Consider the following 15,048-nt stretch of genomic DNA (forward strand, 5'->3'; position numbering starts at 1 on the left):
TTCTCGAGCCGAGCGTTGTCTTCACTATGCCTAGAATTATTGCTCGGCCATTCTTAATAACGTTTTGCTTTTTTCAATAAAAAAGCACGCGCACTCATTAAGCTCGACAGCATTACTTAATTTTCGTAATACAATGCAAAATCATCCCCATCATCCAAACGACAATGTTCTTTAATTAAAGCCGATAGATGACGCCTCTCGTCTCTACTGCGTGTCGCTATCATTGCCAACAAATTATCTTTATACCTCGTCACATTAGAGTAGTCTTTCGTGACAATCTCAGAAATAACATAGGAAACGTCGTCAGTCATACGGGCGAACAACTCTAGGACTCCTTTCCACCAAGGAGAACTCAATAAAGGTGCCAAATCAATCCCACGATTTGCACAAAGTTCGCGTGCACATAGGTATTCTTGATGCCGCAAATGCCCGAATCCAAAATCGCCATCCCCGGTCATTGGTACTAATATATTACAAGGGTCGTCTAACTCTTTAACAGCCACGCGAATTCTCCGTGCTTCTGATGAAGACGGACCTTTACTGCACATTCTAGTGGCTACTTCCTGGAGAATCGCCGGAGAAGCAGCACGGGTTGTCCGAGAATGCAAATAAAAAGCAAGCTTGCGTGCCGTAGTTTCAAGAACCGCCTGCCTAGATTCAACTCGCTTTGTTTTCTTATGCATATCATAGCGTCCAAGAAGAAGTTCTAAACGCTCTTTATACATGTCTGGTTCACTACTGGGCAACGGAACATTATGCTCGGCAAGCACACAAAGAATCGTTGAAAGAAGGGGGCTGCGCACGATCTCACGAAGCGCCGGAGTTCGTGAAATATGCGCCTTGACTAAACCTCCTAGTTCCGAATCATTTACAAACCATCCATCGATAAAGTGGGACACTTGCTCATCAGTAAAAGGCAATAAAGTAACTGCCAAATATTTTATGTTATTTACGTACGACCCACTTGCTCGTGATGAAATTATGATTTGGCAATTTTTATAAATTACCTCAAGGCCGGAGATGGCCTCGACAATCCATGGCGTCCTTTTGATTACCTCGTCAACGCCATCAAATATAAAAGTGACCCTTCTTTTACCTTTGATAAAATCAATTACATCTGCTGAGCAATAAGATCGGCCTGACGCGAGATATATACCTAACGAAGACTCAAGTTTTTGTACAGCCGTCGTCTTTTCATCCGAATAACTGGCTTGTTCCGTAAGAATTCTTGTGAGTGGCAGAAACAAAGTTAGTTCATCTTCACACTCATTCTTAGCTGTATAGTCTGCATATTGATGAAGCGTTGTGGTTTTTCCGGCACCAGCTTCGCCAAAGATTGCACAATGAATTCCCGTCGCGAAAACCTTCCTTAACGGCATGCTAATGCGCTCAGTCAAGTCACTCAAAGGAACATCTTTGCGAACCTTCGCCCCTAATGCATCACTAAGGTCTTTGTTAGCGAGCGTACGTTCAATTACTCCAAACAGTCTTTGACAGGCCAAGAAAAAGTCTCGAACTTGCGCAGGCGAGTTTACCTTCGATAAATTCGCAATCCCTTTACTCAACCAAATCCTTTTCTCTGAAATTGCTTTGGCGATAGACGGACCTAACACTTGCATTTCATAATCGGGCTCATTAACTTTCTTCTTGAGAAGAATATCAAGCTGGCTATAGTTTTTGCCTAGCTTATTAAGCCTTTTTAGCAATTCCGTTAGTGGTGAGCGAGCTGTTATTTTCAAAATACTGACTTCGTTGCGAATATCTTGAAGATGATCTCTGCAGCTCTCTAGAATTTCACCAATTCTCCCATACTCAGATAGCGAAAGCGACTCACAAGTTTTCAACGAAACAAGTGTGGCGTCTATTTTCTCGTTTGACCGTTTAAGTCTGTTTAACCTATTAACTTCTTGTGCCGAAAGTCTCGAGTCGACTTTCAAGTCCGAGAAGCTCATGCTCAAATCTTGCGATAAGTCCTCGTACAACGTGTCTAACACAATTTGCGCACTACCGCTGACAAAAGCGAATAATTCCTCAACAATTTCTTTGGACAGTAAATCTATCTTTTTTATTACTTCTTGATTTGAAGGCGATAGCCAACGCCCGTATTTATCAGCAAAATTTTCCTCGATATTTACAACTGGCGGAACCAACACGTCAATACAAAATAGCTCCTGCACGGATTCAACTAATGATTTGAAAGCTGTCCATTTTCCAGGAGATACAGAATGCGAAACAATAGCTGGAGAGAATTCCATCGCAAGAAGCGCTTTTGTGGTCACTTTTCCGACACCAAAGTCTAGGTCACAGTAAAAATCCGTCACCCTTTTCTCTCCGACGTATTCGAGAGCACTTAAAAGGTCAGCATTTGAGATATTTGATAGTAGTTTTTGCTTTAAAACGAACGCCTCTCCACAAATTTTCTCGACCAAGTCAGGACGAAGAGCGATCAGATATTCCACCACTGCTCTCCCGTCGAGTACCCTCACTCCTCTTGGCGCCAAGCTTGCTACCGCTTCGAACCTTGATGCAAGGGCACGAACGTCGATTTCGTACGGCGTAATGAAATAGATATTATTCGGGAGCTGTTCGTCACCAGATAGTGACGGCACTTTCTTCTCAGCAGCCTGCTGCAATTGCGAAACGATTGCAGCGAAGCTGTTTGTTTTCCCAACTGCAGCGGACGGCTTGGTTTTCTTTACCTGAACAACACACGTTTCCTCGAAGCCAAAAACTCCGCCTTTTCGGCAAATAAAGTCCTTCCCACCCTCACTTGGTCCGCCATGATAGTCGACTTTATAACCCTGAACCTCAAATAAAGGAATCAATATTTCAGTTGTAAAATCAGCCTCAGACATTTCCTGAAACTTAGATAAAACAAGCTGGTTTCGGGTGATTATCTGTTTCTCGTTCTTTTTCGTCATGGGTCGGATTTTTGGAACCTTGGTTGTTGAGCTACAGCAATGCCTAAGTCTATCTCGATTGATTCCAAGAAATCAACAAACTTAGCCATGACAGAGAAAATATTTCCATCACTCCTGAGCTGCTCAAAAAAACAAGTAGCGAACTTGACCTCGTTGTTGTTTTTCAGACAGCAGTGGCTGCAGGCACAAAGATTACCAAGGTAGAGGTATGCTAAAACTGTACCGCTTAGAGCTAGAACCATTCAGCTAGTCTAGTATCAGTCTAAGCTTAAATGTATTTAACATTCGGCACACTCGATAGAAATTAATACTTTACAGAACAAAAAAACGGCCGGGCATCGCTGCACCGGCCGTTTTCTTTAAAATCTCATTGCTTACTTGGCCGCGCCGCCCAGCAGCATCTCATTCAGACGCTTCACGAACGAAGCCGGATCGCTCAGGCTGCCGCCTTCGGCCAGCAGCGCCTGGTCGAACAGGATGTGGGCCCAGTCGCCGAAGCGCGGGCTGGCGGCATCTTCGTACTTCAGGCGCGTCACCAGCGGGTGGTTCGGGTTGATCTCGAGGATGGGCTTCGATTCCGGCGCGTTCTGGCCGGCCGCCTTCAGCATGCGCACCAGGTTGGCCGACAGCTCGTGCTCGTCCGCCACCAGGCAGGCCGGCGAATCGGTCAGGCGGAAGGTCACGCGCACATCCTTGGCCTTGTCGGCCAGCGCGCCCTTCATCTTCTCGACCAGCTCCTTGTACTGGGTCTCGGTCTCTTCGTGTTCCTTCTTCTCGGCCTCGTCTTCGAGCTTGCCGAGATCCAGGCCGCCCTTGGCCACCGACACCAGTTCCTTGCCGTCGAAGTTCTCCAGGAAGGACAGCATCCACTCGTCGACGCGGTCGGTCAGCAGCAGCACTTCGACGCCCTTCTTGCGGAAGATCTCCAGGTGCGGGCTGTTCTTCGCCGCGGTGTAGCTGTCGGCGGTGACGTAATAGATCTTCTCCTGGCCTTCCTTCATGCGCGACACGTAGTCGGCGAAGGACACGGTCTGGTCGCTCGAATCGGCGTGGGTCGAGGCGAAGCGCAGCAGCTTGGCGATGCGGTCCTTGTTGGTGGCGTCCTCGCCGATGCCTTCCTTCAGCACCTGGCCGAACTCCTTCCAGAAGGTCGCGTACTTGTCCTTGCCTTCCTGCTCTTCCGAATTCGCCATCTCTTCCAGCATGCCCAGCACGCGCTTGGTCGAGCCTTCGCGGATCACGCGCACATCGCGCGACTCCTGCAGGATCTCACGCGAAACATTCAGCGGCAAATCGTTCGAGTCGATCACGCCCTTCACGAAGCGCAGGTAGACCGGCATCAGCTGCTCGGCGTCGTCCATGATGAACACGCGCTTGACGTACAGCTTGATGCCGCCGCGCTTGTTGCGGTCCCACAGGTCGAACGGAGCGTGGCTCGGCACGTACAGCAGCTGGGTGTATTCGCTGCGGCCTTCGACGCGGTTGTGGGTGTAGGCCAGCGGGGCCTGGAAGTCGTGCGAGACGTGCTTGTAGAACTCTTCGTACTGCTCCGGCGTGATGTCCGACTTCGAGCGGGCCCACAGCGCGGAGGCCTGGTTGACGGTCTCGAGTTCGTCCTTGACGACGGTTTCCTTCTTCTCCTCGTCCCACTCTTCCTTCTTCATCACGATCGGCAGGGAGATGTGGTCCGAGTACTTGCGGATGATGGACTTCAGCTTCCACGACGACAGCAGCTCTTCCTCGCCTTCGCGCAGGTGCAGGATGATGTCGGTGCCGCGGTTGATCTTCTCGATCGCTTCGATGGTGTAGTCGCCCTCGCCGGTCGACTCCCAGCGCACCGCCTCAGACGGCTCGGCGCCGGCGCGGCGGGTCTCGACGGTGACGCGGTCGGCCACGATGAAGGCCGAGTAGAAGCCCACGCCGAACTGGCCGATCAGGGCCGCGTCGGCCTGCTGGTCGCCGGACAGCTTGCTGAAGAATTCCTTGGTGCCCGACTTGGCGATGGTGCCCAGGTGCGAAATCACCTCGTCGCGGCTCATGCCGATGCCGTTGTCCGAGATCGTGATGGTCTTCGCTTCCTTGTCGAACAGGACCTTGATCTTCAGTTCGTGATCGTTGCCGTACAGGGCATCGTTATTGATCGCCTCGAAGCGCATCTTGTCGGCGGCGTCGGAGGCGTTCGAGATCAGTTCGCGCAGGAAGATCTCCTTGTTCGAGTACAAGGAGTGGATCATCAGTTGCAGCAGCTGTTTTACTTCTGCTTGGAAGCCAAGGGTTTCTTTTTCGGCAACAGCCATTTGTAAGTCCTCGTTGAGTTCAGGGTTAAACAGACCGGGCCAACATAAGGACGCCGGCAAGGATTTCAAGAGGCTTTTTTTGCAAATCGTTATCTTTTTCTCGACTTGGCCCGACAGTCGTCATACCGTATCGAAAAAATAAAAATATTTACGCGCGCCGATGTCGAAACCGGGATGTGCCGCTCGTCGTCGTTACAGCAGCACCCCAAAACAACCGGATAAAGAAGGAGATACCGATCATGCAAGCGCAAGTCCGTGCCATCCCCGAAGGCTTCCATACCATCACGCCCCACCTCGTCTGCGCCGGCGCGGCCGAGGCCCTGGCGTTCTACCAGAAGGCCTTCGGCGGCGTCGAAGTCGGCCGCATGCCCGGGCCCGGCGGCAAGATCATGCACTCCGAAATGCGCATCGGCGATTCGCGCATCATGGTCGTCGACGAGTTTCCCGACTACGGCAGCAACGGCCCGCTGGCGCTGAAGGGCTCGCCGGTGGTCATCCATATGTACGTGCAGGACGCCGACGCGGTCTGGGAAAAGGCGCTGGCGGCCGGCGCCAAACCGATCATGCCGCTGGCCGACATGTTCTGGGGCGACCGCTACGGCCAGCTGCAAGACCCGTTCGGGCACCGCTGGGCGATCGCCACCCACCAGCGCGACATGAGCATGCAGGAAATCGAACAGGCGATGCAGCAGGCCATGCGGCAGCAGGAACACTGCGGCGAGCAGGGAGCGCAGCCATGAAGTTCATGGTCATCGTGAAAGCCACCGCCGACAGCGAAGCCGGCGTCATGCCCACCACCCGGCAGCTGGCCGAGATGGGCCGCTTCAACGAGGAGCTGGTCAAGGCCGGCGTGCTGCTGGCCGGCGAAGGCTTGCACCCGAGCAGCCGCGGCACGCGCATCGTGTTCGACGGCGACAAACGCAGCGTGGTCGACGGCCCCTTTGCCGAGTCCAAGGGGCTGATTGCCGGCTTCTGGATCATCGAGGTCAGCTCGAAGCAGGAGGCGATCGAATGGATGCGGCGCTGCCCCAACCCCTATAACGGCGCCAGCGGCGACATCGAGATCCGCCAGATCTTCACCGCCGAAGACTTCGGCGACGCACTCACGCCCGAGCTGCGCGAGCAGGAACAACAGCTGCGCGCGCAAGCGGCAGCGTATTGAAGGAGGCGACGATGCAATTCATGGTCATCAGGCGAAGCGACGAAGCAACCGAGGCGGGGCGCATGCCGGCGCCGGCCGTCTTCGAGGACATGGGCCGCTATCACGAGCAGCTCGCGCAGGCCGGCGGGGTCGGCCTGGCGCTGGGCCTGCGCCCCAGCAGCCGGGCGGTGCGCCTCAAACTATGGCCGGGCGGCGAGAGCATCACCGACGGTCCCTTCACCGAAACCAAGGAGCTGATCGCCGGATTCACGGTGTTCGAAGCGGCCTCCAAGGAAGAGGCGCTGGCACTGCTCAAGCAGTGGCCTGCCAGCGACGCCGACGCCACCGGCGAAGCCGTGCTGGAGCTGCGCGAGACCGGCTGTCCGGGCGGCTGTGCGCAGGTCCCGCCCGCCGCCGGCGGCGAGGACCGCCACTACGTGATCCTGCTGCGTTCGGATGCCGGCACCGAAGCCGACCGCATCCCGCCGCGGCACGTGCTGGACACGCTGGACGCCTTCAATGCCGAACAGGCGGCGCAAGGCAGGCTGCTGGCCGGCGACGGCCTGAAATCCAGCACCCGCGGCGCGCGCGTCCGGCTGGCCGGCGGCCAGGCCAGCGTGATCGACGGTCCGTTCGCCGAGGCCAAGGAACTGATCGCCGGTTTCTGGATGATCCGCGCCGCCTCGATGGACGATGCCGTCGCCTGGGCGCGCACCCTGCCCTATCCGACCGGGCCTTATGTCGAAGTCGAGATCCGCGAGACGATGACGATGGCCGACGTGCTGGCCGGTCTCGACGCGCGCCAGCGCCAGGATGACGCCAGCCTGCGCGCCGAACAGCTCGATGCGGCCCTGCGCCAGGTGAACGCCGCGGCATGAGCGGCGACGTGCCGAGCGACGACGTGCCGGGCGCGGGCGGCGACATCGGCCGCACCGTCGAGGCGGTCTGGCGGATGGAGGCGGCGCGCATCGTCGGCTTTCTGACCCGCATGCTGCGCGACGTCGGCCTGGCCGAGGAAATCGCGCAGGACGCGATGCTGCAGGCGCTCGAATCCTGGCCTCAGGCCGGCGTGCCGGACAAGCCGGGCGCCTGGCTGATGCAGGTGGCGAAGTACCGCGCCCTCGACCACCTGCGCCACGCCGGCATGCGCGCCGGGAAGGAAGGCGAGCTGTCGTGGGAGATGGAACAGCAGCTCATGGACCAATCCGGCCAGCGCCGGCCCGACGAACTCGCCGAGCTGGCGCAGGAAGCGGCCGGCGGCATCGACGACGACGTGCTGCGCCTGGTGTTCGTGGCCTGCCACCCGGTGCTCTCCAGCGAGGCCCGTGCGGCGCTGACGCTCAAGCTGGTCGGCGGCCTGTCGACGCCCGAGATCGCGCGTGCCTTCCTGGTGCCGGAAGCCACCGTGGCCCAGCGCATCGTGCGCGCCAAGCGCACCCTGCTCGAAGCCAGGGTGCCCTTCGAGGTACCGCGCGGCGGCGATCGCAAGCCGCGCCTGGCATCGGTGCTGCAGGTGATCTACCTGATCTACAACGAAGGCTACGCGGCCAGCGCCGGCACCGACTGGCTGCGTCCCGGCCTGTGCCGCGAAGCGCTGCGCCTGGGCCGGGTGCTGGCCGAGCTGGTCCCGGAAGAAGGCGAAGTGCACGGCCTGGTTGCGCTGATGGAGATCCAGTCCTCGCGCGAGCGCGCCCGTACCGGCCCGAACGGCGAGCCGGTGCTGCTGCTGGACCAGGACCGCAGCCGCTGGGACCAGCTCCTGATCCGGCGCGGACTGACGGCGCTGGACCGCGCCGCCGGCCAGGGCAGCCTGGGCCCCTACGGTTTGCAGGCCGCGATTGCCGCCTGCCACGCGCGCGCCTTGATGCCCGAAGCCACCGACTGGCCGCGCATCGCCGCGCTGTACGATGCCCTGTCCCAGCTGCTGCCCTCGCCGATCGTCGAACTGAACCGCGCGGTGGCGCTGGGCATGGCCTACGGCCCGGCCGAAGGCCTGGCGCTGGCGGACCAGCTGCTGGACGAGCCACGCCTGGCCCACTACCACCTGCTGCCCAGCGTGCGCGGCGATTTGCTGGCCAGGCTGGGCCGCCATGCCGAAGCCAGAATCGAGTTCGAGCGCGCCGCCGGCCTGACCCGAAACGAACGCGAACGTACCCTGCTGCTGGCGCGGGCCCAGGAGCAGGCGTAACAACGGGCCAGCGCTCCAGCGCGCCGCATGGAGTAATATTCGTCCATGCGCATCCTTATCATCGAAGACGATCCGGCCATCGCCGCCAACCTCTACGATTACCTCGAAGCCGCCGGCTATGCGCCGGAACACACGGCCGACGGCGTCACCGGCCTGCACCGTGCGGTCAGCGCGCAGTGGAGCGCAATCCTGCTCGACGTCTCGCTGCCCGGGATGGACGGCTACACCGTGTGCCGCAAGCTGCGCGAGGAAGCACGCCGCGACACGCCGGTCCTGATGCTGACCGCCAAGGACACGCTGGACGACAAGCTGGCCGGCTTCGGCCATGGCGCCGACGATTACCTGGTCAAACCCTTCTCGCTCAAGGAAGTCGGCGCGCGCCTGGCGGCCCTGATCAAACGCCACCAGGGCCAGGTGGTGCCGGGTGCGCTGCGCTGCGGCGACATCACGCTCGACCCGCGCACGCTGGAAGTCGAACGCGCCGGCCGGCCGGTGCGCCTGCCGCGCAAATGCCTGCATCTGCTGCAGCTGCTGATGGGCGCGCCGGGCCAGGTGCTGCGCCGCGCCGAACTCGAAACCGCGGTCTGGGGCGAGCCCCTGCCCGACAGCGACACCCTGCGCTCGCACATGCATACGCTGCGCCGCGCCTTGAGCGCCGACGGCGAAGCCACCCCGATCGAGACCGTGCACGGCATCGGCTACAGGATCGGTTCCATGAGCGGCGGAGCGAGCAGCGCGGGCGATGCGCCCTAGCCTGCGCGTCAAGGCCGCTTTGGCCTTGTTCGTCGCCGCCATCGCGCTGCTGGCGGCACAGGCGATCGGGGTGCGCACCTTGGCCGAGGCGCAGGAAGAGCGCCTGATCAATGCCATCATCGAGGACGACATGCATAACCTGCTGCAGTCCTACCGCGACGAGCCCGACTCCCTGCCGCCGATGGACCCGGCAATGGGCGCCCGCGTGTCGCAGGAAGGCGGGCAGTGGATAGACCTGCCGCCCTCGCTGGCCACGCTGCCGGAAGGCGTGCACGAACTCATGCTCGACGGCCGCGAAGTGCACGTGGCGGTGGCCCGCTTCGGCAGCGACAGGATTTACCGCACCTACGACTACAGCGCCTTCGAAAAGCATTTCAAGGACGGCATGAATGCGCTGCTGCTCGGCAGCGCCGTCTTCGTGCTGCCCACGATCTGGCTCGCCTACTGGCTGTCTGGCCTGCTGGTGCGGCAGATCGGCGGCCTGGCGCGCCAGGTACGCGCCCTGCGCTCGGGCGCTGCCTCCATGATCGATCCGGCGCGCTACGACGAACATGAAGTGGCCGAGCTGGCCCACGCCGTCAACGACTACCATGTGCGCATGGCCGCGATGGTAGCGCGCGAGAAGCAATTCACCGCCAACGTCAGCCACGAACTGCGCACCCCGCTGACCCGCATCCGCACCAGCTGCGAACTGCTGGAGCCGACCGCCGCCAGTCTCGATGCCAAGTCGCGCCAGCGCCTGCGGCAGATCGAGCAGGCGGCTGAAGACATGCATGCCCTGGTCGAATGCCTGCTGGCGCTGGCGCGTGAAGAGACGGCGACGGTGGCGGCATCCGCGCGCCTGGCCGACATCGTCGAAAGCATCGTCGAACGCCATGCCGAGCGGCTCGAACGGCAGGCGGTGCGGGCAGTGGTGACGGTGCCCGGCGAGCTGCGGATTCAGGCCAATGTGCCGGCGCTCGGCATCGTGCTGTCCAACCTGGTCGACAACGCCTTGCGCCACACGCAAGGCGGCGAGATCCGCTTTACCTGGCGCGAGGGCAGCCTGACCATCGAGGACACCGGCTCCGGCATCGCCGCCGAGGCCCTGCCGCACGTGTTCGAGCGCTTCTACCGGGCGCCCGGCGGCAGCGGCGGCTTCGGCATCGGCCTGGCGATCGTCAAGGAGATCTGCGACCGCTATGGCTGGGACATCGGCGTCGACAGCATCGAGGGCCAGGGTACACGCGTGCGGCTCGGGTTGGATGCGCGCTGAATGCCTGCTGAACAAGGACACTTCACGAAAACTTCACGAATTCATCACGCTGGCTTCACGCTCGATTGCTTACCATGACGGCCCCGGCGCCCTTACTCGACAATAACGGGCGTCGTCCCGCGTCACCGCACCAAAGCGATATTCTGAAAGCTAGCACATGAAAAAAGTCCTCATCCTCGGCGTCAACGGTTTCATCGGCCACCACCTGTCCAAGCGCATCCTCGAGACCACCGACTGGGAAGTCTACGGCATGGACATGAGCACGGACCGCGTCAAGGACCTGCTCGACCATCCACGCATGCACTTCTTCGAAGGCGACATCACGATCAACACCGAATGGGTCGAGTACCACGTCAAGAAGTGCGACGTGATCCTGCCGCTGGTGGCGATCGCCACGCCCTCGACCTATGTCCAGGCGCCGCTGCGCGTGTTCGAACTCGACTTCGAAGCGAATCTGCCGATCGTGCGCTCGGCCGCCAAGTACAAAAAACACCTGGTGTTCCCGTCGACCTCGGAAGTGTATGGCATGTGCCACGACGAGGAATTCGATCCGGAGAACTCGGAACTGGTCTACGGCCCGATCAACAAGCCGCGCTGGATCTATGCCTGCTCGAAACAGCTGATGGACCGCGTGATCTGGGGCTACGGCATGGAAGGCTTGAACTTCACCCTGTTCCGCCCCTTCAACTGGGTTGGCGCCGGCCTTGATTCGATCCACACCCCGAAAGAAGGTTCGTCGCGCGTGCTGACCCAGTTCTTCGGTCACATCGTGCGCGGCGAGACCATCTCGCTGGTCGATGGCGGTGCACAGAAGCGCGCCTTCACCTACATCGACGACGGCATCGAAGCGCTGATGAAGATCATCGAGAACAGGGATGGCAAGGCGAGCGGCCAGATCTACAACATCGGCAACCCGGACAACAATTATTCGATCCGCGACCTGGCCGACATGATGCTCAAGCTGGCCGCGGACTATCCGGAATACGCGGCCGGCGCGCAAAAGGTGCAGATCGTCGAGACCAGCTCGGGTGCCTACTACGGCGCCGGCTACCAGGACGTGCAGAACCGCGTGCCGAAGATCGAAAATACCAAGGCCGACCTCGACTGGGCGCCGACTACCGGCATGGCCGACGCGCTGCGCCACATCTTCGACGCCTACCGCGGCCAGGTTGGCGTCGCACGCGGACTGGTCGAATGAACCATCCCCGCCACGGCAGCGCGGACGGGATGTCCTACAGCCGCCGCGACCCGGTGACCGCGCGCGTGGTCTACAAAGCCCAGGTCGTCCTGCGCCTGCTGGGCGTCCGGGCCGCACGCACCTTCATGAAGAGCATGCGGCTGGAGACAGCCCTCATCGAGCGCGTGCTGCGCGAGCCGGCAGGCAAGCTGCGGCGCTAGCGCGCCCTGCCGATCGCGCCGGCCAGGAAGTCCCACAGCCGCGCATCCTCCAGCGCCGCCACGTTCAGCCGCATGCGCGTGGACGGCAGCTGGTCGGGCGAAAACAGGCTACCCGGCGCCAGCAGCAAGCCCTGCTCCATCGCCTGCGCCGCCAGCACGCTGGTATCGCGCCCCGCATCGACCCACAGGAACATGCCGGCCGTGGGCTGGCTGTCCAGGCCGAGGCCGAGCGCCTCGACGCGGCGGATGGCTTGCGGCCGCGCCGCGTCCAGGCGCCCGCGGATGCGTTCCAGGTGCTTGCGGTACACACCCTCCGACAGGATCTTGTAGACCACGCGCTCGCCCAGCTCGCTGGTGGTGAGGGTGGCGAGCATCTTGCGGTCGGCCAGGCGCTGCGCCAGCTCGGGCGAAGCGGCGATGAAGCCGACCCGCAGGTTGGCGGCCAGCGATTTCGAAAACCCGCTCAGGTAGATCACCCGCCGCAACTGGTCGAGCGGCGCCATGCGCGTGGCCGCCTGCACCGCGGGCCCGGGGTGCAGGTCGCAATAGATGTCGTCTTCGACGATCGTGATGCCGTGTTCCTCGGCGATGCGCAGCACCTGGAAGGCCTTGGCCGCCGACAGCGAGCTGGAACTGGGGTTGTGCAGCACCGAATTGACGACGAACAGGCGCGGTTTGTGCAGCGCCGCCAGTTGCGCCAGCTTCGCCACGTCCGGCCCATCGGCCAGGCGCGGAATGCCGATCACTTTCAAACCCAGCGCGGCGAAGGAGCCGAACATCAGGAACCAGGCCGGGTCGTCGACAAAGACCGTGTCGCCGGGGCGGCACAGTTCGCGCGCCACCAGGTCGAGCGCCTGGGTCACGCCGACCGTGGTCACGATCTGCTCCGGCGCGGCCTCGATCTCCAGCTCGGCGAGCTTGCGCTGGAGCTGCTGGCGCAGCGGCAGATAACCGTAGGGGTTGCCGTAGTTGAGCAGCATCCCGCCCTGCTGGCGGCCGATCGCGCGCAGGGCGGCGGCGATGCCCGGGCCGTCCAGCCAGGCCGCGGGCAGCACGCCGGCCGCCGGACTGGCTTCGCCCGGCACCTGGCGGAACAGGTTGCGGATCAGCCAGACCACGTCCAGCTTGGGCGCTGCCGCCGCCGTCGGTGCCGCTGCAGGCAGAGCCGTGTTCAGGCTGGCGCGCTCGCGCACGAAAAAGCCGGCGCCGCGCCGCGATTCCAGGTAACCCTGGGCCACCAGGCGATCGTAGCTGGCCACCACCGTGAAGGGCGAGACGCCGTGCTTGCCTGCGAACTGGCGGATCGAGGGCATGCGCGCGCCGGCACGCAAATGCTTGTCGTCGATGCGTGCGGCGATGGCACGGACGATCTGGTCGGCCAGCGGTTCGCCGGAATCGCGCGAAATCGGCGCCTGCAGCATCGGCGCCTGGGAAATTGTATTGGTCATTTCGCCATGACAGTGTGAGGGTTTATGCGGATAACTGTATAGGTACTGTACTGATCGCAAGGTCTAGCATAGTGCTGGTCGAATATTGACGCAATGACCAGTCCAGAGGAGCCCGCATGCGCCAGACCCCCACCGCCCCCTTCACCTTGAACACGACGCAGGACGAAACCAGCGGCATGCTGCTCGGCCTGGCCGGCGTCGCCCTGTTCAGCCTGACCTTGCCGATGACGCGCCTGGCGGTGGCCGAACTCGATCCGCTCTTCGTCGCCCTGGCGCGCGCGGTCGGCGCCGCCGCGATCGCCGGGGCCTGGCTGCACTGGAAGCGCGTGCCTCTGCCGCCGCGCGCGGCGCTACCGGCGCTGGCCGTGGTCGCACTCGGCTGCATCCTCGGTTTTCCGCTGCTGACCTCGATCGCCATGCGCTCGCTGCCGGCCTCGCACGGCGCCGTGCTGGTCGGCGCGCTGCCGCTGTGCACCGCGCTGTACTCGGCCCTGCGCGGCGACGAGCGTCCGTCGAAGGGCTTCTGGGCCTTCGCCCTGCTCGGCTCCGCGCTGGTGATCGCCTTCGCGCTGGCCCAGGGCGGCGGCCATCTGGCGCCGGCCGACCTCTTGATGTTCGCGGCGGTGCTGTCGGCCGCGGTTGGCTATGCCGAGGGCGGCAGGCTGGCGCGCAGCATCGGCGGCGAGCAAACCATCTGCTGGGCGCTGGTGCTGGCCGCCCTGCCCTGCGCGCTGCTGCTGGCCGTGTTCGACGGCGCGCAGTTCGGGCGTCTGGGCGAGGTCGGCCTTCGTGCCTGGCTGGGGCTGGGCTACACGACCGTGTTCTCGACCATCGTCGGCTTTTTCTTCTGGTACCGCGGTTTGGCGCTGGGCGGCGTGGCGCGGGTCGGCCAGGTGCAGCTGGTGCAGCCTTTCCTGTCGCTGGCCGGCGCCTGGGTGCTGCTGGGCGAGCCGCTGACCCCGGCCAATTGCGGCTTCGCGCTGGCGGTGATCGCCGTGGTGGCGGGCGGGCGCCGGATGCAGGTAAAAAGATAAGGAATGGGTTGTACAATACCGGCTCTTGATCAAGCAACCCCTGGGGAACCCATGTCCGTCTACGACAAACTCAAAGAACTGAACATCACCCTCGCCGCGCCGGCCACCCCGGCCGCCGCCTACGTCATGTACGTGCAGACCGGCAATCTGGTCTTCATCTCCGGCCACATCGCCAAGAACGCCGACGGCTCGCCGAACGTCGGCCTGCTGGGCAAGGACAAGACCACCGCCGACGGCCAGGCCGCCGCGCGCTCGGTCGCGATCGACCTGATGGGCACCCTGCAGGAAGCCTGCGGTGGCGACCTGGGCCGCGTGAAGCGCATCGTCAAGGTGATGAGCCTGGTCGCCTCGACCCCGGAATACAACGAACAGCACCTGGTCACCAACGGCTGCTCGGAACTGCTGGGCGAAGTGTTCGGCGACGCCGGCAAGCACGCCCGCTCGGCCTTCGGCGTGGCCTCGCTGCCGCGTGGCACCTGCGTCGAGATCGAACTCATTGCAGAAGTAGCGTAATAGCGTAGGGTGGGCACCCCGTGCCCACGAATGCAGGCGTGGGCACGGGGTGCCCACCCTACAAGTTTCGGGGCTAGCCCACAAGGCGAGCCTTTTTGAC

Annotated in this window: 13 protein-coding genes; 10 read left to right on the forward strand and 3 right to left on the reverse strand. The window is 61.6% G+C overall.

The window, feature by feature from the left end; all coding sequences use genetic code 11:
• Positions 1-116 precede the first annotated feature (116 nt).
• A complete protein-coding gene (locus NX782_RS13445; RefSeq protein WP_258845967.1) occupies positions 117-2,921 on the reverse strand; it encodes an NACHT domain-containing protein in 2,805 nt (934 codons plus the stop codon).
• A gap of 374 nt (positions 2,922-3,295) precedes the next feature.
• The gene (htpG, locus tag NX782_RS13450) at positions 3,296-5,218 is read right to left on the reverse strand and encodes a molecular chaperone HtpG (RefSeq protein ID WP_258845968.1); all 1,923 of its coding nucleotides are present in this window, start codon (positions 5,216-5,218) and stop codon (positions 3,296-3,298) included.
• A gap of 239 nt (positions 5,219-5,457) precedes the next feature.
• On the opposite strand from htpG, the gene NX782_RS13455 reads away from it, so the two are divergent.
• From NX782_RS13455 to NX782_RS13490, 8 genes are all read left to right on the forward strand, one after another.
• On the forward strand, positions 5,458-5,958 hold the full coding sequence (locus NX782_RS13455) for a VOC family protein (protein WP_258845969.1): 501 nt from the start codon (positions 5,458-5,460) through the stop codon (positions 5,956-5,958).
• On the forward strand, positions 5,955-6,380 hold the full coding sequence (locus NX782_RS13460) for a YciI family protein (protein WP_258845970.1): 426 nt from the start codon (positions 5,955-5,957) through the stop codon (positions 6,378-6,380). The genes NX782_RS13455 and NX782_RS13460 overlap by 4 nt, the downstream gene beginning before the upstream one ends.
• 11 nt (positions 6,381-6,391) lie before the next feature.
• Entirely contained in the window at positions 6,392-7,237 is an 846-nt protein-coding gene (locus tag NX782_RS13465; protein ID WP_258845971.1) for a YciI family protein, read from the forward strand.
• Entirely contained in the window at positions 7,234-8,547 is a 1,314-nt protein-coding gene (locus NX782_RS13470; protein WP_258845972.1) for an RNA polymerase sigma factor, read from the forward strand. The genes NX782_RS13465 and NX782_RS13470 overlap by 4 nt, the downstream gene beginning before the upstream one ends.
• 45 nt (positions 8,548-8,592) lie before the next feature.
• Positions 8,593-9,300 (forward strand): response regulator transcription factor, encoded by a 708-nt coding sequence (locus NX782_RS13475; RefSeq protein ID WP_258845973.1) that lies wholly within the window; start codon positions 8,593-8,595, stop codon positions 9,298-9,300.
• Positions 9,290-10,555, forward strand: coding sequence for a sensor histidine kinase (locus NX782_RS13480; RefSeq protein WP_258845974.1), 1,266 nt, complete (start codon positions 9,290-9,292; stop codon positions 10,553-10,555). Before NX782_RS13475 ends, NX782_RS13480 begins: the two co-directional genes overlap by 11 nt.
• A gap of 157 nt (positions 10,556-10,712) precedes the next feature.
• Complete coding sequence (locus tag NX782_RS13485) at positions 10,713-11,753, forward strand: bifunctional UDP-4-keto-pentose/UDP-xylose synthase (protein ID WP_258845975.1); 1,041 nt, start codon at positions 10,713-10,715, stop codon at positions 11,751-11,753.
• Entirely contained in the window at positions 11,750-11,953 is a 204-nt protein-coding gene (locus tag NX782_RS13490; protein WP_258845976.1) for a hypothetical protein, read from the forward strand. The genes NX782_RS13485 and NX782_RS13490 overlap by 4 nt, the downstream gene beginning before the upstream one ends.
• On the opposite strand, the gene NX782_RS13495 is transcribed toward NX782_RS13490, so the two are convergent.
• Positions 11,950-13,401, reverse strand: coding sequence for an aminotransferase-like domain-containing protein (locus NX782_RS13495; protein WP_258845977.1), 1,452 nt, complete (start codon positions 13,399-13,401; stop codon positions 11,950-11,952). The two genes, NX782_RS13490 and NX782_RS13495, sit on opposite strands and share 4 nt — an antisense overlap.
• Before the next feature lie 116 nt (positions 13,402-13,517).
• Here NX782_RS13495 and NX782_RS13500 point away from each other — a divergent pair, with 116 nt between their 5' ends.
• Together NX782_RS13500 and NX782_RS13505 are read left to right on the forward strand one after the other, a co-directional pair.
• Complete coding sequence (locus NX782_RS13500; protein WP_258845978.1) at positions 13,518-14,435, forward strand: DMT family transporter; 918 nt, start codon at positions 13,518-13,520, stop codon at positions 14,433-14,435.
• Positions 14,436-14,486: 51 nt separating this feature from the next.
• Positions 14,487-14,948, forward strand: a complete 462-nt coding sequence (locus NX782_RS13505) for a RidA family protein (protein ID WP_258845979.1) — start codon at positions 14,487-14,489, stop codon at positions 14,946-14,948.
• Positions 14,949-15,048: the final 100 nt, after the last annotated feature.

This window comes from Massilia norwichensis, from assembly GCF_024753245.1.
GTDB lineage: Bacteria > Pseudomonadota > Gammaproteobacteria > Burkholderiales > Burkholderiaceae_D > Telluria > Telluria norwichensis.